The organism is Bradyrhizobium sp. AUGA SZCCT0182, assembly GCF_018130185.1.
In the GTDB taxonomy this organism is placed as follows: domain Bacteria; phylum Pseudomonadota; class Alphaproteobacteria; order Rhizobiales; family Xanthobacteraceae; genus Bradyrhizobium.
In genome coordinates this window covers 317,600-337,364 of sequence record NZ_JAFCLY010000003.1, presented here as the reverse complement: position 1 = coordinate 337,364, position 19,765 = coordinate 317,600, and the positions used below count along the sequence as shown (strand labels likewise).

20 protein-coding genes and 2 pseudogenes are annotated in these 19,765 nt (G+C 61.8%); 13 read left to right on the top strand and 9 right to left on the bottom strand.

Annotation, left to right across the window (positions count from 1 at the left end; translation table 11 throughout):
- The 4 genes and pseudogenes from JQ611_RS06065 to JQ611_RS06050 all read left to right on the top strand — a co-directional run.
- Positions 1–321, top strand: a pseudogene (locus JQ611_RS06065) (tripartite tricarboxylate transporter substrate-binding protein); the annotation flags it as partial.
- Between the two features lie 229 nt (positions 322–550).
- Positions 551–1,528 (top strand): ABC transporter substrate-binding protein, encoded by a 978-nt coding sequence (locus tag JQ611_RS06060; protein WP_212464788.1) that lies wholly within the window; start codon positions 551–553, stop codon positions 1,526–1,528.
- A gap of 70 nt (positions 1,529–1,598) precedes the next feature.
- Positions 1,599–1,865 (top strand): hypothetical protein, encoded by a 267-nt coding sequence (locus JQ611_RS06055; RefSeq protein ID WP_212464787.1) that lies wholly within the window; start codon positions 1,599–1,601, stop codon positions 1,863–1,865.
- Positions 1,866–2,051: 186 nt separating this feature from the next.
- Positions 2,052–2,495: an SgcJ/EcaC family oxidoreductase gene (locus tag JQ611_RS06050; protein WP_212385513.1), complete on the top strand. Its 444-nt coding sequence runs from the start codon at positions 2,052–2,054 to the stop codon at positions 2,493–2,495.
- Positions 2,496–2,576: 81 nt separating this feature from the next.
- Here the strand turns inward: JQ611_RS06050 and hisI are convergent, their stop codons facing one another.
- Both hisI and folE read right to left on the bottom strand, forming a co-directional pair.
- A complete protein-coding gene (gene hisI, locus JQ611_RS06045) occupies positions 2,577–3,026 on the bottom strand; it encodes a phosphoribosyl-AMP cyclohydrolase (protein ID WP_212385515.1) in 450 nt (149 codons plus the stop codon).
- Positions 3,027–3,095: 69 nt separating this feature from the next.
- Positions 3,096–3,800, bottom strand: coding sequence for a GTP cyclohydrolase I FolE (gene folE / locus JQ611_RS06040; RefSeq protein ID WP_212385517.1), 705 nt, complete (start codon positions 3,798–3,800; stop codon positions 3,096–3,098).
- A 233-nt stretch (positions 3,801–4,033) separates the two neighbouring features.
- On the opposite strand from folE, the gene JQ611_RS06035 reads away from it, so the two are divergent.
- Positions 4,034–4,477 (top strand): iron-sulfur cluster assembly scaffold protein, encoded by a 444-nt coding sequence (locus tag JQ611_RS06035; RefSeq protein WP_192734002.1) that lies wholly within the window; start codon positions 4,034–4,036, stop codon positions 4,475–4,477.
- 120 nt (positions 4,478–4,597) lie between these two features.
- Here JQ611_RS06035 and JQ611_RS06030 read toward each other — a convergent pair whose 3' ends face one another.
- Positions 4,598–5,518, bottom strand: a complete 921-nt coding sequence (locus tag JQ611_RS06030) for a hypothetical protein (RefSeq protein ID WP_249132937.1) — start codon at positions 5,516–5,518, stop codon at positions 4,598–4,600.
- 258 nt (positions 5,519–5,776) lie between these two features.
- Between JQ611_RS06030 and yidD the strand changes: the two genes are divergently transcribed.
- Positions 5,777–6,121: a membrane protein insertion efficiency factor YidD gene (gene yidD / locus JQ611_RS06025; protein ID WP_212464786.1), complete on the top strand. Its 345-nt coding sequence runs from the start codon at positions 5,777–5,779 to the stop codon at positions 6,119–6,121.
- 49 nt (positions 6,122–6,170) lie between these two features.
- Here the strand turns inward: yidD and JQ611_RS06020 are convergent, their stop codons facing one another.
- Both JQ611_RS06020 and JQ611_RS06015 read right to left on the bottom strand, forming a co-directional pair.
- Entirely contained in the window at positions 6,171–7,349 is a 1,179-nt protein-coding gene (locus JQ611_RS06020; RefSeq protein ID WP_249132967.1) for a hypothetical protein, read from the bottom strand.
- An 86-nt stretch (positions 7,350–7,435) separates the two neighbouring features.
- The gene (locus tag JQ611_RS06015; RefSeq protein WP_212464784.1) at positions 7,436–8,809 is read right to left on the bottom strand and encodes an APC family permease; all 1,374 of its coding nucleotides are present in this window, start codon (positions 8,807–8,809) and stop codon (positions 7,436–7,438) included.
- A 516-nt stretch (positions 8,810–9,325) separates the two neighbouring features.
- Here JQ611_RS06015 and JQ611_RS06010 point away from each other — a divergent pair.
- Positions 9,326–10,441, top strand: coding sequence for an alpha/beta hydrolase (locus JQ611_RS06010; RefSeq protein ID WP_409411255.1), 1,116 nt, complete (start codon positions 9,326–9,328; stop codon positions 10,439–10,441).
- A gap of 174 nt (positions 10,442–10,615) precedes the next feature.
- The gene (locus JQ611_RS06005) at positions 10,616–10,942 is read left to right on the top strand and encodes a GrlR family regulatory protein (RefSeq protein ID WP_212265359.1); all 327 of its coding nucleotides are present in this window, start codon (positions 10,616–10,618) and stop codon (positions 10,940–10,942) included.
- A gap of 4 nt (positions 10,943–10,946) precedes the next feature.
- On the opposite strand, the gene JQ611_RS06000 is transcribed toward JQ611_RS06005, so the two are convergent.
- A complete protein-coding gene (locus JQ611_RS06000; RefSeq protein ID WP_212464782.1) occupies positions 10,947–12,851 on the bottom strand; it encodes a caspase family protein in 1,905 nt (634 codons plus the stop codon).
- A gap of 425 nt (positions 12,852–13,276) precedes the next feature.
- On the opposite strand from JQ611_RS06000, the gene thrS reads away from it, so the two are divergent.
- Positions 13,277–15,322 carry a threonine--tRNA ligase gene (gene thrS / locus JQ611_RS05995; protein ID WP_212265361.1) on the top strand — a complete coding sequence of 682 codons (2,046 nt, stop codon included), beginning with the start codon at positions 13,277–13,279 and terminating at the stop codon, positions 15,320–15,322.
- The gene (locus tag JQ611_RS05990; protein WP_212265362.1) at positions 15,322–15,531 is read left to right on the top strand and encodes a hypothetical protein; all 210 of its coding nucleotides are present in this window, start codon (positions 15,322–15,324) and stop codon (positions 15,529–15,531) included. The genes thrS and JQ611_RS05990 overlap by 1 nt, the downstream gene beginning before the upstream one ends.
- Here JQ611_RS05990 and JQ611_RS05985 read toward each other — a convergent pair.
- Entirely contained in the window at positions 15,528–15,899 is a 372-nt protein-coding gene (locus tag JQ611_RS05985; RefSeq protein WP_212265363.1) for a type II toxin-antitoxin system HigA family antitoxin, read from the bottom strand. The two genes, JQ611_RS05990 and JQ611_RS05985, sit on opposite strands and share 4 nt — an antisense overlap.
- A gap of 11 nt (positions 15,900–15,910) precedes the next feature.
- Positions 15,911–16,213 carry a type II toxin-antitoxin system HigB family toxin gene (locus tag JQ611_RS05980; protein WP_409411254.1) on the bottom strand — a complete coding sequence of 101 codons (303 nt, stop codon included), beginning with the start codon at positions 16,211–16,213 and terminating at the stop codon, positions 15,911–15,913.
- Between the two features lie 173 nt (positions 16,214–16,386).
- On the opposite strand from JQ611_RS05980, the gene JQ611_RS05975 reads away from it, so the two are divergent.
- Positions 16,387–16,950 (top strand): nitroreductase, encoded by a 564-nt coding sequence (locus JQ611_RS05975; RefSeq protein ID WP_212265364.1) that lies wholly within the window; start codon positions 16,387–16,389, stop codon positions 16,948–16,950.
- Positions 16,951–17,256: 306 nt separating this feature from the next.
- Complete coding sequence (locus JQ611_RS05970) at positions 17,257–18,222, top strand: alpha/beta fold hydrolase (RefSeq protein WP_212464781.1); 966 nt, start codon at positions 17,257–17,259, stop codon at positions 18,220–18,222.
- Between the two features lie 689 nt (positions 18,223–18,911).
- On the opposite strand, the gene JQ611_RS41565 is transcribed toward JQ611_RS05970, so the two are convergent.
- On the bottom strand, positions 18,912–19,283 hold the full coding sequence (locus JQ611_RS41565) for an ATP-binding protein (RefSeq protein ID WP_312011869.1): 372 nt from the start codon (positions 19,281–19,283) through the stop codon (positions 18,912–18,914).
- A gap of 108 nt (positions 19,284–19,391) precedes the next feature.
- Here JQ611_RS41565 and JQ611_RS05960 point away from each other — a divergent pair.
- Positions 19,392–19,658: pseudogene (locus JQ611_RS05960) on the top strand (SMP-30/gluconolactonase/LRE family protein); the annotation flags it as partial.
- Between the last annotated feature and the right edge of the window lie 107 nt (positions 19,659–19,765).

The following is a 19,765-nucleotide window of genomic DNA, read 5'->3' as shown; positions in this document are numbered from 1 at the left end:
AACCTGATCGGCGTGGTAGGCAGCCGCCTGCCACCCTATCCGGACACGCCCACAATGACTGAACAGGGCGCCGTCGGCGACTTCTACGACCTGCGCGCATTCACCACCTTCGCTGTACCAACCGGAACGCCGCAGGATATCGTCCAGCGGATCTCGGAGCTATTGATCCAGGCCGGATCCGACTCCAAGGTCCAGCAGATGCTAAACAACTTTCTGCTGAGTTCCCCAGCCAATCTCGAAACGACGGCTCGTATTTTCAAGCGCGACAGTGATGTGATGCTCGGTATCCTGCGCGATCTTGGCGTCAAGCCGTCGGAGTGACTAGCGAGCGTCCGGCGAGGCCGCCTCCGCTTCTGACACTCTTGACCCTGGGAAACTTCCGCTGTCGGCACGAAGCGGACATGACCCCATGTCGACTTGAGTCCGGTTTCGGGCGAAGCGCGGAAGTCGAATTTCGGTGCCGTTAGGTCGGTTGATGACCCCTGAGCAGACATAGGTGAATGTGCTATCACTGCACCCCATTGAGCGCTGCAAAGGAGGATGCGCTGACATGAGGCGGCGAGATGTGATCACGCTGGCGAGCGGCGCGACTTTGGCATGGCTGCCGTTTGCGCGCGCGCAGCAATCGTCTCGGAAAGTGTGGCGTCTGGCTTTCCTAAACACAGACTCTTGGGAAAGTGAAGTCCAGCGTGCCCTGTTCGAGGTTTTCCGGGACGAGTTGCGGAAGCTCGGGTACGTGGATGGCAAAAACCTTGTGATCGAACGCAGAGCAGCGGAGGGGCATTACGAACGCCTCGATCAGCTTGCGAACGAGTTGATTGCTTTAAGACCAGACGTAGTAGTCGCAGTCGCTACACCTGCGATAGCCGCCGCGCGACGAGCAACTGCAACCACTCCTATTGTGATGTGGGGCGTCGGCGATGCGGTCGCTTTGGGCTTTATCAAGAGTTTGGCGCATCCCGGGGGAAATCTGACCGGTGTGGCCACGATGTTCTCCGACACAGTCGGCAAATCACTTGAACTTCTGCACAGTATCCTGCCCGCAGCAACACGGGTGGCCGTCCTGGGGCGGTCCAACGCTACCCATAAGCGGCTGTTCGAAGAAGCGGAGGCTGCTGCCAAGACGTTAGGTCTGGTAACGATCCCAATCTCCGCTCCCTCCCGTGATGATCTCGGCCAGGCTTTCGAAACAATGGTACAAGAAAAGTGCGATGCGCTTTTCGTTCTTGCTGGTCCAATAGAGCCACAAATTGTTTTACTGGCCGCCGGCAAGAAGATGCCAGCGATTTACCAATTCAGCGCCTACGTGGACTTAGGTGGCCTCGCGAGCTATGGGGCAAGCCTCGCTCTGATGGGTAAACAAACGGCGCAATACACAGCCAAGATATTTCAGGGAGCCAAACCAGCAGAGCTTCCGGTCGAGCAACCGGTCGGCTTCGAACTTGCCTTGAACCTCAAGACGGCTGCCGCACTTGGATTGAGCATTCCGGCAGCGGTTATCGCTCGCGCCGACAAGGTAATCGAATGATGGCTGGGGGACCGGAAACCTGATCGGCGTGGTAGGCAGCCGCCTGCCACCCTATCCGGACACGCCCACAATGACTGAACAGGGCGCCGTCGGCGACTTCTACGACCTGCGCGCATTCACCACCTTCGCTGTACCAACCGGAACGCCGCAGGATATCGTCCAGCGGATCTCGGAGCTATTGATCCAGGCCGGATCCGACTCCAAGGTCCAGCAGATGCTGAACAACTTTATTCTGAGTTCGCCTGCCAATCTCGAAACGACGGCTCGTATTTTCAAGCGCGACAGTGATGTGATGCTCGGTATCCTGCGCGATCTTGGCGTCAAGCCATCGGAGTAATTATCGAGCGTCCGGCGAGAGCGCTTAGTCTTCAATCCCACCCGCGATCACCACGTTGTCCGGCCCTCTGGCATTGAGCCTTAATGGAAGGAGCGCCTGGTATGCCGGTGACAACGGACGGCGAGCAGTCTAGCCAAATCAATCCGAGAAGTTACGATGCCTCGTTCGGTCCTCAGAGGTGATCCAATGCCAACAATCAACAACAGGGCAGTTGCAGAGGTCAAGGCCGTGCTGGACGGGTGGGAAGCTGCCTGGAACGCTTCGGACATGAACGCTATGTGGCAGCTCGCGACGGATGACATTCATTGGGTCAACGTCGTCGGGATGCATTGGCGCGGAAAAGCAGAAGTACAAAAAGCGCATCAGGTATTTTTCGATCTGCTGTTCAAGAATAGATCGTGCAAACTCGAAGAAATTGAAAGCATTGAAACATTGCCCGGCGGGGCTTTCGTTGCGGTCGTACGCTGGTCGATGGGCGGCTATCGACGGCCAAATGGGGAAATGAGACCGCCCGGCAAGGATCGCATGTCGCTAGTGCTGGTCCCCCGGGGCGAAGGTTTGGCCATCGCGCATGGCGCTAACGTGCCCATCGACGAGGCGGCGGAGGCGCACAATCCGATCAAGCGTTAGCCGCAGCACGCGGCCCAATGCGTGAACTTCATGCTCACGATCGTGATTATGGATTCCTGGCTCTCGCTGCTGAATAACGGGTCACTTACGATACACCGCGTTCGGATCGAACAGTCGGTCCGCATCGACAAACGACAACTGTGTGCCGCCATCTCCCGCCGCCACCGCGCGGTAGAAGCACGACTGGCGGCCGGTGTGACATGCCGCGCCGTGCTGCTCGACGCGAATCCAGATTGCGTCCTGATCGCAATCCATCCGCATCTCGACCACGCGCTGGGTGTGTCCGGAGCTCTCGCCCTTGCGCCACAGGCGCCCGCGCGAGCGGCTGAAGTACCAGGCCTCGCCGCTGGCGATGGTCTTGCGCAGCGCCTCGTCGTTCATGTGCGCGACCATCAGCACGTCGCCGGTCGCAGCATCGGTCGCCACGCAGGTCAGAAGACCCGACGCGTCGAATTTGGGCTGGAACGCCAGCCCTTCCTCGCGGTCGTTGATATCTGCAGATGTGGACACGGCGGGCCTCGCGAATTCCATAGCGTTTTCGAGCGAAGTGGATACCGGTTCGCGTGAAGAAAACGCGTCAAAACAAAATGGAAAGCGAGGTTACCGGGCCGGTCCTCGCACCATGGACAGGAAACGCGCCTGCTCCGCCGGATTGTCGCGGAACATGCCGGTATAGCGGCTGGTGAAGGTCATCGCACCGTGCTTGGCGACGCCGCGCACCGACATGCAGGTATGCTCCGCCTCGATCACGACGGCAACACCGCGGGGCTTGAGCACCTCGTCGATCGCGGCTGCGATCTGCGCGGTGAGATGCTCCTGCGTCTGCAGGCGGCGCGCGAAGATGTCGGTCAGGCGCGCGAGCTTCGACAACCCCACGACCCGTTCGACCGGCGTATAGGCGATATGCGCCCTGCCATAGAACGGCATCATGTGATGCTCGCATTGCGAGGTGAATTCGATGTCGCGGATCAGGACGAAATCGTCATAGCCCGCGGTTTCACCAAACGTGCGGTCGAGCACTTCGGCCGGGCACTGGTGATAGCCCTGGTAGAGTTCATCGAAGGCCTCGACGACCCGGCGCGGGGTATCGAGCAAGCCCTCACGGCCGGGGTTCTCGCCGATATAGCTCAGCAGCGTATGCACGGCCGCTTCGGCCTCGGCGCGCGACGGGCGCGGCTGATCGGCACGGACGGCGGCGGCCAGGAATTCGGCGGGATCGAGTTCGGCGGGGCGGGTGTCCGGCGCCACGTCAGGCGATTTGACATCAGTCTTGCTGGGGCGAAGGGATTTGATCAATGCGTCCATGTCTTCTCCGTTCGACCGGTCTTCAGACCGGAGTGTCACCGGGCAGACGGGGCGGCTTCGCCGCCGGACGCCTGAGTCCCCTTGAACCTAGCACCACCGGGGTAGAATTGGCTTCCAATCAGGCCGCCGTGGCAACATGGCCGGACTGTATTTCCGCCATGACCGTCCATATATAGGACGGTGAAACCCTGCCGCCAAGGGCGGTTCCGCCCACGGGCCCGAGACCTCGCTCCATGCTGAACGACATTTACAACAAGCGCATCATCGAGTTGGCCGGCAATATCCCCCGTCTGGGCCGCCTCCCCGACCCCGACGCCAGCGCCACCGCCCATTCCAAACTGTGCGGTTCCACCGTCAAGATCGACCTCAAGATGGACGGGCCGGTGGTTTCCGACTTCGCCCATGACGTGAAGGCCTGCGCCCTCGGACAGGCCTCCTCCTCGATCATGGCGAGCCATGTCATCGGCTCGACCGCGAGCGAGCTGCGCGAGTTGCGCGAGACCGTGCGCAAGATGCTGAAGGAAAACGGCCAGCCGCCGCAGGGCAAATGGGCCGACATCGCGCTGCTGGAGCCGGTGCGCGACTACAAGGCCCGCCACGCCTCGACCATGCTGACCTTCGATGCCGTGGTCGATGCCATCGGCCAGATCGAGGCCAGAGCGAAGCAGCCGGCGTAGGCGCTCATTGTCATGCCCGCGAAGGCAGGCATCCAGTACGCCGGGAATTCTCGATCAACTACGGACGCCGCGGCGTACTGGATCATCCGCTTTCGCGGATGATGACACCGATCGTGCGGCTTACTTCGCGGGCTGCGGCTGAGCCGCCGGCGCGGCGGTGCCGCCGGTGGGAACCGCGGCTTCAGCGGTCTTGGTCGACTTCGCCGGATGCACAGGCGCCTGCTCTTCGACCGCGGAGCTGACGAAGCGATCCTGCGTCGGCTTGGATTTCAGTTCGGCAACCGGCGTCGATGAATCACGCGGCAGCACGTCGGTTAGGGCGTCCGTCGTGATCAGGTTGGTCAGCCGCAATTCGGCCGCCGACAATTTGTGCAGATCTTCCCACGGCGGCACGCTCAGCGCGAGCGACAACAGATCGCCGGTTCCGCCCATGTCGAAGGTGAACTTGGCGAGCCGGCCGATGTCGCGCTCCACGATCATCAGGTCCTGCGCGGTATAGCTTGCCGCCTTGGCGTCGTCGGCGCGATCGCCCATCCAGATCTGATGCACGCGGACATGGGAGGCCGGCGAGACATACCGCGTCTTGCCCGACAGCAGCAGGAACACGCACATCGACTCGCAATAGGCTTCCGGAACGACATGAGCGCGCTCGCCCTGCGTCGTCTGCATGCGCACGGTGGTGCCGACCGTGGTCAGCGCGCCGAGGGCACGGAACCTGCGGCCGAGCGCAATGGAATCGTTGACCGAGCCGCCGCTGGAATCGAGCACGATGGTGGCGCCGCCAAGCTGGCGATCGCGCGCGAACTCTTCGAATGCTTTGGGACTGTCCGCGGTGACAATGCCGACGGCGGAGACCCAGCCCTTGCAGTCCGGCTGGCATGCGACCCACTTGAAGTGCATCGGCAGTTTGCGTTCTTCGAGGCTAACGCCGGCGTGCGCCGAGTTGACCGGCGTCGCGATCTCGCCAGGCAATGCGATACAAAGGGCGGTGGCGCCAAGCAGCGCCAAACCGCGAATTTTAGCCGACGTCACAAACCTCAATTTGGTTCCTTCCCCCAAGCCCTAACGGCGAGCAACGGCAATGGCCCCACTTCAACGCCGCATGATTCTGTCATACCAGCGTTATCAAAAAGGTAACCGTGCGCCTTGCGAGCGTCCATAGTACCTTTGCTGCATCGCCCATAAACCATCGGATAATTTCCAACTGTGGCGTAAATATCTGCGTATGTTCAGTTCCTTACCTTGGAACCCCGCAAGAGTACGGAGATCATTCGGGCAAGCCATATGGAACAGTCATTCATGCCGTCATCACAGTGCACAAAATCACATTGCACAGATTGTGCCACGACGGTCCGGCGCTTGCCCCGCAACGCGGGGCGCGGGCTGATCTGGATTTACCGGCACACGCTGTCGCCGCTGGTCGGCTACAACTGCCGGCATTTGCCGACCTGCTCGGTCTATGGCGACGAGGCCATCGAACGCTTCGGTCTTTGGGGTGGCGGATGGATGACGCTGGCGCGGATATTACGCTGTCAGCCGTGGGGCACGTCCGGCATCGACAACGTCCCGCTCGCAAAACCACCGGGTGCGCGATGGTATCTGCCGTGGCGCTACGGCCGATGGCGCGGCGTCAACGCGCCGTAGTCGATGCGCGCTGGCGAACACGGCGCATTGAAATTAAGCCGAACGAACTCTAGCGCCAGAAGAAGAAGCCGCCTCGCGGCTGCGGTTCGATCGGCGCCGGCGGACGCGGCTTTCTGGGACGCGGTGGCGGCGGTGGTGGCGGCTCGGCCGATGACGTCTCCTGACTGCCGGAACCGTCGTCGGGCAACCTGACCGACAGCAGCAGGTTCGATTCATGCGTGCGCCAGCGATAGCCGATACCGAAATCCATCGGCTGCGCGCGCCTGAACAGCTCGGCATAGGATTGCTGATATCGTCCCGGGAATTCGTCGATCGGGCCGGCATAACGGCCGAACGGAAAGAAGCGCCATTTCTTCGGGCTGTAGTAGTGAAGCGGAACGCCGGAATCGTCCTGGATGATGGTGGCGCTGTTGGCGAGGATGTAATCGCGCACCGTGGTGAAATTGCCGGAGTGCAGCAAATAGGACGCGCTCTTGATCAGGCTGTTGCCGGGCGCCAGCGTCGAACAGAATTTCAGGAAGCCCGTGACCTTGACGCCGGAATTGGAAAGATCGGTCGAGAAATAATACAGCGTCTTTTCCGCGCCGTCGCTGCCGGCGAAGACGATGCGCGTGCCGCGCACCGCGTTCGGCCCGGGGTTCTCGTTGCCGAAATACGCCGCGCCCTTGTCGTCCAGCGCCACCGGCGTGACGCTGCGGATGGTCTTGCCCGAGCGCGCCAGAAACACATAGAGGACCGGCAAGGTGCCGTTGATCTGGCCGGCACTCAGATCGGTCTTCATCTGTTTGGTGATGAAGAAGCTGAAGCTCAGGATCGAACTCAGCGAACGCTCCACGCTGTGGAGCGCGGCGCTGACGCCGCCGCGCGGCAATCTTGTCAGATCCGGCACCGAGCCCGGCGGCTCCAGCGCGCTCAGCACATAGGTCGTCGCCTTCGAGTAGAACGCGTTGGCATAGAGGAAGTCCGGCCCCGAGAACATGTAGAACATGGTCGGCCGCGGTGCCGCCAGATTGCTGTCCGCCCAGGCGCGGATCTTCGACAATTGCCGCTGCTCGAGCTGCGCGAACGCATTGTCGAAGAATTTGGCGTGGCGCTGCCAGGCCGGCTCCCTGGTCAGCGGCATCAGCGGCGAGTCGGCCGAGGGCATCATGCCGGCGAGAAACCTGGCGGTATCGTCGGCGGTCGCCGGATCGGCGGCGCGCGCGGGCAGCATCACCACGAACAACATCGCAGCCACCAGCGCTACGATTCTCAACGAGGCAATTCTCACCGCGGCAATTTTCAACGAGGCAATTTTCAACGAGGCACGCATCTTCATTCGCTACCGACAGACGCGGCCACCGGGCCTTGGTCGGCCCGCTTGCGGAAAACGGCGTAAATCAGAAGTCCTGAAAGCATGATCAAAACACCAAGGAACACCCGCAGCGGTTGTTCGGTCAAAAGATAGTACATCATGAAGCCGGTCACGAGCAGGAAAACCACCGGGGTGACCGGGTATCCCCAGGCGCGATAGGGCCGCGGCAGGTCGGGGTGCGTGATGCGCAGCTTGATCACGCCGAGCACGGTGAAGAACGAACAGAACAACAATGCGAACTGGATGAATTCGAGCACCGCTTCAAAACTGCGCGTGAACAGCATCAGGCTCGCCACCGTCAGCTGGAACAGAATGGCGTAGGGCGGCGCGCCGCCGCTCGACCGGCGCGCGAACGGGCGCAGCACCGGAATGTCCTCGCCCATGGTCATCATCACCCGCGGTCCGATCCACATCATCGCGCTGATCGAGGAGATCAGACCGACGCAGATCATCGCGCCGACGATGCGGCCGCCGAACTCGCCGAAGATGTAACTGCCGGAGACGCGGGCAACGTCGAGCTGGCCCGCCAGCTTGTCGATCGGCGCCGAGTGCAGGAACACCGCGTTCAGCGCCACATAAAGCACCAGCACAATCAGCGTCCCCGCCAGCATCGCGCGCGGCACGTTGCGCTCCGGATCGTGCACCTCGCCGATGATATAGGTCGCCGCATTCCAGCCCGAGAACGAATACATCACGAACACCAGGCTGATCGCGAACGGCGCGCTGACGATGTGGGAGAAGTCGGACGCGGACGGCGCGAACGACAACGGCTGCGGCGTCGCCATCAGAAATCCGGCGACCAGGAAGGCCACGATCAGCAGCACCTTGAGGATGGTCGCGATCAACTGGAAGGTGCTGGAGTGCCTGACGCCGGTGAGCTGCACCAGCGACACCAGCCAGACCACTCCGATGGCGAGCGCCAGCGGTGGTGCGTCCGGAAAGACCGATTTGCCGTATTCGCCGAACGCCATCGCGGCGAGTGCGACGGGTGCCGCAAAACCAACGGTCGCCGAAACCCAGCCCGCCACAAAACCGAAGGCCGGGTGAAAGGCGCGGCCGAGAAAGTTGTACTCGCCGCTCGAGCGCGGAAACATCGCCCCGAGCTCACTATAGGCAAACACCCCGCACAGCGCGACGATACCGCCGACGGTCCACAGCAACAGGATCGAGAAGCCGGAAGGGATGTCCTTGACCTGAAAGCCCAGGCTGGTGAAGACGCCAACGCCGACCATGTCGGCAACGACGATGGAGATCGCTACCACGACCGAAATGGTCGAGCCGCCGCCGGGACGCGGGCCGGACCATGCCGCGCTGCCCGTTTCTGATGCCGCCATTTCGACCGTACCTTCAGCGCCGCACGCCTGAACCCTCATGGTGCAGGCTGGAGCCGCCCAATTCAAGCAGCGTTAACAATGATTTAAACCAGGTAACAATTTGGGTATCTAAATACCCATGGAAGTCTCTTTGGCCTTTGCAGTGCACCCCGACATTGCGAAAACAAGATGGCGGGGCCCACAATCAGGACACGATTGGATGGTCTCCTCCGGACTTCCGGATGTGGGGAGTTTGCTCCGGAAGCTTAACGTCGCCTAAACACGATCGAGGTACGCCAGTTAACGGTGGATCTTGGGTGGTTCTCAGGTGGTTCTTGGGGCACTGGGTGGATGGTCGGAGCAGATCCGAAATTCCAGATACGTCAGCGCGCGGACCGGGTGATTTCCCCGGTCGCGCAGCGTCGTGCCCAGCCCCGGCATGCCCGTCCTCGTCGTTGGCACTGGATCGCGGTCGCTTCGCTTTTTGTACCGCTGTCCTTTGTTCTTGTTCAATGCGGCAAGGCGCCCCCTGCCGGCATGCTGGCCGCGAACGCCCACGCTACCGCCGGCGACAGTTTTGAAGACCGCTTCCCGCAGCCGCAATTCGCCGACCGTTTCCCGACGCCAAGCGAGAGCCTGGCGCAGCAGGTTGCGCTGGCCCCAACCCCGTCTCAACGCAAGGTGCGGGCCGAGCCGGTCAGGGTCGCCTCGCTCAATCCCACGCTGACACTTCCGCGCCAGAGTGAGCGCGAAGAACTGACCACGCTGGTCAGCATGAAATCCTCCGCCTTCCCCTATTTCGGCACCAATCCGCGCTCCGAGGCGCCGTTCCTCAACATCACCAAGGGCGACCGCAAAGGCCATCGCAGCTATGGCGGCCGGGTCTATTGGCAGGATGAGACCTACAATGACAGCCGCGTGCTGGTGCACGTCCCCGAGACCTTCGACGTCCGCAAGCCCGGCGTGATCGTGGTGTTCTTCCACGGCAACGGCGCAACGCTGGAACGCGATGTCCGCGACCGCCAATTGGTGCCGCAGCAGATTTCGGATTCAGGTGTGAACGCCGTGCTGCTGGCGCCGCAGCTGGCGGTGAACGCCGCCGATTCTAGCGCCGGCAAGTTCTGGCAGCCCGGTGGCTTCAAGCGCTTCATGGACGAGTCGGCAAGCCACCTCGCCCGCCTCACCGGCGACCCGAAATCGGCGCAGGCGTTCGCCAACATGCCGATCGTCATCGTCGGCTATAGCGGCGGTTTCCTGCCGACCGCCTGGAGCCTCGACGTCGGCGGCGCGACTAACCGCGTCCGCGGCGTGTTCCTGCTCGACGCCGTCTATGGCGAACTCGACAAGTTCGCCAGCTGGATCGCGAACAACCGTTCCGGCTTCTTCGTGAGCTCCTACACCCGCTACACCAAGCGCCGTGACCAGGAACTGATCGAGATGCTGCGCGACAAGGGTATCACCGTCACCGAGAACATGGACGGGCCGCTGCGCCCCGGCAGCGTCGTGTTCGTGCAGACGCGCAATGGCATCACGCATCGCGATTACGTCACGCAGGCCTGGACCGAGCATCCGGTCAAGGACGTGCTGGTCAAGATGGCGGCTTCGCCACAGCTGACCCGGATCGCCAGCGCGCCGTCGCCCGCGAACCGGTAATCGGTCGCTTCAGCGATCGAAGGCTTCTTCCAGCTCCTTCCCATCGTACCGCTGAATTCCACTGATCGAATTGTGATGTTGATGGCCCAACGATTTAGGGCGCGCAGCATTGCCCGACGCAGGCCCGCACCATAGGGTGCATCAATTAGTTTATACAACTTTTGGGGATGGATTTTGCAGGACGGCTTATACAAGGTTGAATTTCATACGGTTCATGGAACCGGCACCGGGGTGATTTACGCCTTCGGCGGCAAGCTTCGGGGCGGCAATTCGGCTTTCGCGTTCATCGGCAATTACACCGACAAGGGCGACGGCATTCAGGCCAAGGTCACCACAGAGCGTCACAACCCCGATCCGGCTTTCAAGCCGCTGTTCGGGACCGACATGGTCACGCTGACGCTAAAGGGGGCCGACAACGGCAGCATGGTCGACTTCGAAGGCACCGCGCTGCAATTGCCCGGCGTCACATTCAAGGCTGTGCTGACGCGGATGGCGGATTGAAGCGTTATCGGTTCACGAAGAAAAAGTCCTCGCGTCCGGGCAGCGAACCATACGTGTAAGGCTCCTGGCGTCCGGCGGTCGCCTCCATCACGTCATCGCGGACGAGACGGAACAGCTTGTTGATCTCGACGCCTGGCGTCGCGATCCGCTGCACAACCGCGACCGCGAACGGCGAATAATCCCCCTCGCCGTCCAGCGCGGTCTCGCCATGCTTGGCGGCGTAAACGACCAGCGATGCGCCCTGCACCTTGACCTCGCCAAGCCCGCGACCGACTGAGCGCGTCTTCGCGCCGCGCGTGTCGCCTTCGTTCGAAGCCGGCGCCCGCGCGGCGGCAACCGGCACCTGAGTTGACGTGGAGGCATTCGCAAACGGATTGTCCCGGCAGGCATCGAGCATCACGAGCTTGAGCTTCTTCGCGCCATCAATCGCCGCCATCACCTGATCCAGCGGCATCGCCTCGAACAGGGCGTCGCGGCCGGATGCCAGTTTGGCATCGACCGGTATCAGGTAATTGACGCCATTCACCTCGATTCCGTGGCCGGCATAATAGACCATCGCCCAGTCGGACTTGTCGGCGGCCGCCGCAAACGTGCGCAGCGCCTCGGTCATTTTCTCGCGCGTCACGTCGATGGCGACCGTGACGCTATCGAAGCCGATTGCACGCAATGTGCCCGCGATTTTTTCGGCGTCACGGCCCGGGTTCTCGAGCGCCCGTACCGATTTATAGGCGGAGTTACCGATGATCAGCGCGGCCCGGCGGCCTTGTTTTGCCGCGGTAGCCTTGGCCGCAGCGGGTGCCACGACGGGTGTCGCAACGGCCGGGGTCGGCACCGAATTCGTCGAGGCCGCCCTGACGGGGACCGGAAGGATGGTCGGCTGCGGCACACCCGAGGAAAGCGCCGCAAGTCGCGCCTCGGCGGTTTCACGCGCGGATTTCGACAGGTCGCCCCGGCCGGAATTCTCGCTGATCGACAGCGCGGTGCGGAACTCGGATTTCGCGCGCTCGAGATCGCCGGTGCGTTCGAACGTCAGTCCGCGGCCGGTGAGCGCCGGCGCAAAATCCGGTTCGATCCGGACAGCCTGGTTGAAGTCGGAAAGCGCCCGGTCGTATTCGCCCATGTAACGCAGTGTCTCGCCGCGCAGCGTCAGGCCAAGGGCGATGCCGGGACCGCCGGCGTAGAGCTCGATGGCGCGGTCCTGGTCCTGCAACGCACGCTCGAGGTTTCCGGTGCGACGCCAGGCGTCGCCGCGGTTGGCATAATATTTGGCGTTCTTGGGCGCGAGCTTGATCGCAACGCCGAAATCGGCGGCCGCCTTTTCATACTCCCCCATCGTCTTCAGGATCAGCGCCCGGTTGTTGTAAGCCGAGGCGCGATAGGGATCGTTGTTGATCAAGGCGATCGAGCGGTTGATGTCGGCAAGCGCCGCCGCATGATCACCCTTGTCGCTGAACATGTTGGCCCGCTGGTTATAGACCGCGGGATCGCGGGGCAGGATCGCAGCGGCTTCGTTCAACACCTCGATGCCGCGATCGAAATCGCCTTTGCAGTGCTGCCAGTAGTACGAGATCCACAGATGCAGATCGTAATAGGCGGAGCTCTTCTTGGAGGGCGAGACGTCCTTGGCGCGCATCAGGTCGGCAAACCCGGCATCGCATTTCTTCTGGTTGAGGAGGCTCTGCGCGCGGTACGACAGCGCCAGCGCCAGCTTCGCCGGGGACCGGCTTGAATCGATCAGGATCGTGCAGGCGGCGACACGGTCATCCAGTTCGCTGGTGCTCTTCAGCGGACCGACCTTGCAACCGCTTGGCTGCTCGCGGGCCATCGCGCTATCCGGCGATGCCAGCGCCACGGCCGCGAACTGAAGCGCCACTAAAGCGGCACAGGCCGCGGTATTGCCTACCCTCACGATGCCCCCTCGGATTCCCCACGGGCGAGAGAAGCACGCGAACCTGGTCTTGTCACGACGCGGTGTGTGGAACTTTGGCGTTGGGCCCGCTTGCATCGCACGCGTCAGCGCGACCACGGCCGCTCCGACAAAGCGTGCGGCGCGCAGCGTTGGATTGCATTCAACTGCACGTAGGAGACGCCGGCGCCGAGCGCTGAGGGCCGTTACTGCGCAACGCCTTCGCGTGAACCAATCGCCTTCACGGTGGCTTTTGGCGGCGGACAGGTCGCCACCAAGAGACCTCACAGGAGCGGGATACGTATCATCGCAGGGATCGGCCGCCGATTTTCTTGATATTGCCCGATTGCAGGAGCCGAATCCCCTGCTATACCGCCTGTTCCCGCTTACCTGCGCTCGTTCGCAGGAGTGAGCTCAAGGAGACGCCAATGCCTGACAGCAATGCACCCGCACCGGGATTCCAATTTGGCCTTGCGAACTTGAAACCGGCCGAACCCGTGCAAAAAATCACCCTCACCTTCCCCGATGGCGCCAGGCGCGAATTTCCCCAGGACATTACCGGGCTCGAGATCGCCAAGGGCATCTCGCCGTCGCTGGCCAAGCGCACGGTGGCGATGGCGCTCGATGGCGTGGTCGCCGACCTCAACGATCCGATCTCGGGCGACGCCAGGATCGAGTTCGTCAACCGCGACGACCCGCGCGCGCTGGAACTGATCCGGCATGACGCCGCCCACGTGCTCGCCGAAGCGGTGCAGTCGCTGTGGCCGGGCACGCAGGTCACCATCGGTCCGGTGATCGAGAACGGGTTCTATTACGACTTCTTCCGCAACGAGCCGTTCACGCCGGAAGATTTCGCCGCGATCGAAAAGAAGATGCGCGAGATCGTCGCGCGCGACAAACCCTTCACCAAGGAAGTCTGGTCGCGCGAGAAGACAAAACAGGTGTTTCGCGACAAGGGCGAAGCCTTCAAGGTCGAACTGGTCGACGCCATTCCCGGCGACGAGCCGATCAAGATCTATTACCAGGGCGACTGGTTCGATCTCTGCCGCGGGCCGCATATGACCTCGACCGGCAAGGTCGGCAACGCGTTCAAGCTGATGAAGGTCGCGGGCGCCTATTGGCGCGGCGACAGCAACAACCCGATGCTGACGCGCATCTACGGCACGGCGTTTGCGAAGCAGGAAGACCTCGACCTCTATCTGAAGCAGATCGAGGAGGCCGAGAAGCGCGACCACCGCAAGCTCGGCCGCGAGCTCGACCTGTTTCACTTCCAGGAGGAAGGCCCCGGCGTGGTGTTCTGGCACCCGAAGGGCTGGACGGTGTTCCAGGCGCTGATCGCCTATATGCGCCGCCGCCTGACCGGCGATTACAGCGAGGTCAACGCGCCGCAGATCCTCGACAAGGTGCTGTGGGAGACTTCAGGCCATTGGGACTGGTACCGCGAGAACATGTTCGCGGCGCAATCCGCCGGCGACGAGGCCGAGGACAAGCGCTGGTTTGCGCTCAAACCGATGAACTGTCCCGGCCATGTGCAGATCTTCAAGCATGGCCTGAAGAGCTATCGCGACCTGCCGCTGCGGCTCGCCGAATTCGGCGTGGTGCACCGCTATGAGCCGTCGGGCGCGATGCACGGCCTGATGCGCGTGCGCGGCTTCACCCAGGACGACGCGCATGTGTTCTGCACCGAAGCGCAACTCGCCGACGAATGTCTCAAGATCAACGATCTGATCCTGTCGACCTATGCGGATTTCGGCTTCGAGGGTGAGCTGACGATCAAACTCTCGACCAAGCCGGAGAAGCGCGTCGGCACCGACGAGATGTGGGATCACGCCGAGCGCGTGATGGCCACCGTGCTGTCGGAAATTCAGGCCAGCGGCAGCAACCGCATCAAGACCGCGATCAATCCCGGTGAAGGCGCGTTCTACGGACCGAAGTTCGAATATGTGCTGCGCGACGCCATCGGCCGCGACTGGCAATGCGGCACCACGCAGGTCGACTTCAACCTGCCGGAACGATTCGGTGCGTTCTACATCGATGCCGACGGCTCCAAGAAGGTGCCGGTCATGGTGCATCGCGCGATCTGCGGCTCGATGGAGCGCTTCATCGGAATCCTGATCGAGCATTTCGCCGGTAACTTCCCGCTCTGGCTGGCACCGGTGCAGGCCGTCGTCACCACCATCACCTCCGAAGGCGACGAATACGCCAAGGTGGTCGCCGCCGCGGCGCGGCGCGCGGGCCTGCGCGTCGAGATCGATCTGCGCAACGAGAAGATCAACTACAAGGTCCGCGAACACTCGCTGGCGAAAATCCCGGCCCTTCTCGTCGTCGGCAAGAAGGAAGCCGAGACCCATTCGGTCTCGGTCCGCCGGCTCGGCAGCGAAGGCCAAAAGGTGATGCCGACCGACGAGGCGCTGGCGGCCTTGGTCGAGGAAGCCACCCCGCCGGACGTCAAGCGGGCCAGGCTCGAGACCTGATGGCTGACGAGCAGGAGCTTCCCGCTTTTCCGATCCGGGCTTACCAGCTGATCCCGGATCCCAACCGGCCGACGGTGGTGGCGCTGGCGATCGAAACCGAACAGGGCCACAGCCTGTTTCTGGCAACGCGGGAAATTCTGGAAGACCTCGGGAAGGACCTCTTGGAGCGGGCGGCGAAGATGCCGGTGAAGCCGGCACCGTCGATTTAGGCAGCCTTGTTCTGCCCGATCTTGATCAGGGATTCGGCGGGAATGCCAAGTCCCTCGTGCAGCCGTCTGATCATGTTGAGTGTGAGTTCACGCCGACGATTTAGCACTTCGTGCACGCGATTCCGGCTGCCGATAAAAGGAATGAGATCGCGCGGCTGCAAACCGCTCTGTTCCATATGGTACCTGATCGCCTCCACAGGGTCCGGCAGATCGAGCCGGTAATGTTTGCGCTCCCACGCTTCCACCAACGTGACCAGCACATCTAGCCGATCGCCCTCGGGCGAATTGCGCCGGGCAGTCATCAATCCCTCGATCTCCTTGAGCACGCGGCGATAGTCACGATGGGATTTAATGGGCGCGATATCCATAACCGGAATCCTTAAATGCTTTGCGCATCGATCGAGTCGTACTGTCGATGCGTGCCGACAAACCTGATATAAACGACGCGATAGGGATAGTTGATCCAGACCACGATACGATATTTGTTACCGGCGACGTTGAAGACAGCGCGACCATCCTTGAGAATGCTGGCGCTGCGGATGTCCCGCTTGACGTCCGCCGGCTTCGCCCAATCCGCCTGCCTCACCTGGCGAAACCACGCCATGACCGGCTCGCGGGCGTCGGCAACATCCGCGCCTCGCCCGAGATAATTCTTGATCGTGCTGAGCGCTATCACTCTCACCGCCTGAATCTTACCATAGTCCCACCTTGGGACCAAGACCTTTATCGCGAGCCGCCGACACCAGTCATCCTCACCATTCTGATCACAATCGGTCTAAAAAGGCCTTCACCAGCCTCGTCGGCTTCCTATCTACGTGATATCCGATCGCCAACCTTCCAGCGAAAGCCCTTAAATTGCCCGATGCCCTTGAACTCCTGAAACTCCGCCGCTCCATCAAACCGCGCGAGATGAGTGGCCCCGGCCCCTCGGCGGCCGAACTCGAGACCATCCTGACTATCGGTTCGCGGGTTCCCGATCACGGCAAGCTGACGCCGTGGCGCTTCATAGTGTTCGAAGGCGACGCGCGCGCCCGCGCCGGCGACGTCATCGCAGCAGTATTTGCGCGGAAGAATCCGGGCGCTCCGGCTGCCGATGTCGAAATGGAAAAGCGCCGGCTGATGGATGCGCCGCTGGTGATCGCCGTGGTGAGTTTTGTCAAACCGCACCCCAAGGTGCCGGCGTGGGAGCAGGAACTATCTGCCGGCGCCAGCGCCATGAACATTGTCACCGCGGCCACCGCGCTCGGCTACGGCGCCAACTGGCTTACCGGCTGGTTCGCGTTCGACCGCGACGTGCTCGAAGGCCTCGGCGTGAAGGCGGACGAGAAGCTCGCCGGCTTCATCCATATCGGCACGCCGTCAAAACCCGCCGAGGACCGCCCTCGCCCGGCACTGTCGGATATCGTGACGCGGTTCTGATCGTTACGCCGCCTTTGAGGTACGCGGGCCGAATCCGGACAATAGCGCCGACGGCGTCGCTGCTCCATTCCTGAGGCAGGCGGGAGCGCAACTGGCGATCTCATCACCGATAAAAGCCACTGACCCGGCGCCTGGCGGGCTCATATGCGCCTGAGCCGCGACTTCTCAAGCGGTTGAGGAACGATCCGTGCTGCGGGCGGTTTAACGCGCACTGCAACATTTGTCGGGTGGCCGACGTTTCGTGCAGGCACCCCCGGTGTGAGCATGACCCCAGTGAACCGACTAAGCCGGCTTCCGACGTCCGTCATGCGAAACCGGAACGTTGCAGCGGGCCATTCCTATGCGGTCGCCGCAGTAGTCGCAGCAGGAGCGCTGGCAGCGACCGCACTTCTGAACCGTCATCTGGCGAAAAAGGCAGAGCACGACAATCCGCCAGCCGGCCGGTTCCTTGATGTGGACGGTGTCCGTCTGCACTACGTGGAAAGAGGCTCGGGCGAGCCGCTGGTGCTTCTGCATGGCAACGGCAGCATGATCCAGGATTTCGAATCCAGTGGGCTGGTCGACCTAGCCGCCAAGAACTACAGGGTCATTATCATCGACCGTCCCGGATTCGGCCATAGCAGCCGACCGCGCAATGTCGTGTGGACGCCCGATGCCCAGGCTCAATTGATCCAGCGCGCGCTCAAGCGGCTCGGCGTTTCACAGGCGATCGTCCTCGGGCACTCCTGGGGCGCATCGGTGGCGGTCGCCCTGGCTCTCAAGTTTCCCGACATGGTGCGCGGCTTGGTTCTCGCCTCGGGCTACTACTATCCTACCCTGCGTCCCGACGTCGTGGCCCTGTCCGCCCCGGCTGTGCCCGTTGTGGGCGATATCATGGGCCACACGCTGTCGCCCATGATCAGCAGACTGATGTGGCCGCTCATGATGGCGAAGATCTTCGGACCCAAGTCGGCGCCTGCCAAGTTCGAGCAGTTCCCGAAGGAGATGGCGCTTCGTCCTTCGCAGATCCGCGCTTCGGCCGCCGAGTCGGCGCTCATGATTCCCGATGCCTTCCATTTCGAGGACAAGTATGCGGAGCTTAAGATGCCTGTCGTCATCATCGCCGGCGAAGACGACCGGCTGATCGACATCGACAAGCAATCGGCCCGATTGCATTCTGACGTTTCGCAGAGCGCGTTTCACCGCGTTCCTCAAACCGGGCACATGATTCACCAGACAGCGACGGGCGAGGTGATGGCTGCGATCAACGAAGTTGCCGGCAAGGGCCCCTAGGCCACAATCAACAGGAAGTATTTTCGTGATTTCAGGTCCGTGGGGCGGATTGGAGCCGAAGGCGTAATCTGCCGCCCGGGGGTACATCGCAAACGTGGCCTGTGCTCTATCCGATGCCCCATGTCGAATTATCGTCGCGCTTGCGCTGTCGGCGAGCGGAGAATGCGAGAACAATGATGACCCGCAGCGATCGAGCCAAAATGGCGGATTGCGCCTTCGGCTCAATCCGCCCCACGAGTTGTCGGATATCGTGACTCGGTTCTAGGATTAAATCGGAACGGGCCCAATTTTCTGATTCAATTTTCAAACAGCCAGGCAGATACGGCTTCGCGATCTCGCGGCGCTGATCGCCCGAGGTTTGCAGGTAATTTTCGCACCTCTCAAAAGAGAGGGCGCAGGGAATGCCGGATGACACGATGGCGACGTACTTGCCGCTCCAAATACGTCCGCTCCTGCGCGATCGGCCGGCCTCTCATACCTGCATTCGCCACAAGCGCTCTCCTCTATCGGGAGAGATTCGAGCTATCATTATAATGTGACGAACTTGCGTTCCAGATGACCAGGGCGTGAACCCATAAACTTGGAAGCGGACAACGTCTGTTTTCGTGCGCTTAACGGACTCAAATCGGTCATGGCCCCAGGTCCGAAAGTGCCAAAGAGCTACATCGACTCGATTACGGTCCGTCCGCTTAGGTGGCAGGGATCGTAAACTGAAAGAGAGCACCCTGCGGTTCGCACGGGAACGCCCACAACCGTCCGCGATGGGCTTTGATGATCGAGCGGCAGACAGATAGGCCCATGCCCTCGGGCTTGGTCGTGTAGAATGGCTCGAACAGACGCGGGAGGCTCTCCGGGCTCAGCCCCGGGCCGGTGTCCCGCACCCCGACGCGCACGCCACCTTCGGACGGGACGGCATCGATGCTGATCTGTAATTCGCGCGCGCCTTCCCCAATACCACTCATGGCCTGAATAGCGTTAACGATTAAGTTCAGCATCACTTGTTGCAGTTGGACCCGATCGCCTTGGACACGCGGCAACTGAGGCGCCAGTCGTGTGCTCACTGTGACGCCGGTTTTGACAGCTTCGCTGTAGGTCAGGGCTATCACCTCGACGATCGCCTCGTTGAGGTCTACGATCTCCGCCCGCGGCGCGTTCTGCTTTGTGAGAGTGAGCCCGACACGATCGACGGTCTCCGCACAGATGTCTCCGGAAGGTTGCTTGTAGCTCGAATCCAGAAGGGTACGATTGCCGTCATGAAACCAAACGGAACGGTTCAGAAGGAGATTGCGTTGAAAGGCAAAGAACCGACTAATTTGTCGTTTGGTGGCAAAGACGGGAAGACGGTTTTTGTCACGCAGTGCCAAGGCGGGTTCATCGAGTCGTTTCGCACAGACCAGGAAGGACGCGAGCATTGCTTACAGAGGCCCGACTGTTAGAAATGGATCGGCAGCAGCTCGAAGAACGAGCGGGATGAAGCATCCTGCAATCCGACGAAGAAGATAGGCTGTCGCGCTCCTGAGCGACTGTTCGGCCGTAGGGTCTC

Excerpts from the sequence above, each read along its gene's own strand:
- JQ611_RS06060 (WP_212464788.1), top strand. The coding sequence starts at position 551 with ATGAGGCGGCGAGATGTGATCACGCTGGCGAGCGGCGCGACTTTGGCA.
- JQ611_RS06055 (WP_212464787.1), top strand. The coding sequence starts at position 1,599 with ATGACTGAACAGGGCGCCGTCGGCGACTTCTACGACCTGCGCGCATTC.
- JQ611_RS06050 (WP_212385513.1), top strand. The coding sequence starts at position 2,052 with ATGCCAACAATCAACAACAGGGCAGTTGCAGAGGTCAAGGCCGTGCTG.
- hisI (WP_212385515.1), bottom strand. The coding sequence starts at position 3,026 with ATGGAATTCGCGAGGCCCGCCGTGTCCACATCTGCAGATATCAACGAC.
- folE (WP_212385517.1), bottom strand. The coding sequence starts at position 3,800 with ATGGACGCATTGATCAAATCCCTTCGCCCCAGCAAGACTGATGTCAAA.
- JQ611_RS06035 (WP_192734002.1), top strand. The coding sequence starts at position 4,034 with ATGCTGAACGACATTTACAACAAGCGCATCATCGAGTTGGCCGGCAAT.
- yidD (WP_212464786.1), top strand. The coding sequence starts at position 5,777 with ATGCCGTCATCACAGTGCACAAAATCACATTGCACAGATTGTGCCACG.
- JQ611_RS06020 (WP_249132967.1), bottom strand. The coding sequence starts at position 7,349 with ATGTTGTTCGTGGTGATGCTGCCCGCGCGCGCCGCCGATCCGGCGACC.
- JQ611_RS06015 (WP_212464784.1), bottom strand. The coding sequence starts at position 8,809 with ATGGCGGCATCAGAAACGGGCAGCGCGGCATGGTCCGGCCCGCGTCCC.
- JQ611_RS06010 (WP_409411255.1), top strand. The coding sequence starts at position 9,326 with ATGCTGGCCGCGAACGCCCACGCTACCGCCGGCGACAGTTTTGAAGAC.
- thrS (WP_212265361.1), top strand. The coding sequence starts at position 13,277 with ATGCCTGACAGCAATGCACCCGCACCGGGATTCCAATTTGGCCTTGCG.
- JQ611_RS05990 (WP_212265362.1), top strand. The coding sequence starts at position 15,322 with ATGGCTGACGAGCAGGAGCTTCCCGCTTTTCCGATCCGGGCTTACCAG.
- JQ611_RS05985 (WP_212265363.1), bottom strand. The coding sequence starts at position 15,899 with ATGGATATCGCGCCCATTAAATCCCATCGTGACTATCGCCGCGTGCTC.
- JQ611_RS05970 (WP_212464781.1), top strand. The coding sequence starts at position 17,257 with ATGCGAAACCGGAACGTTGCAGCGGGCCATTCCTATGCGGTCGCCGCA.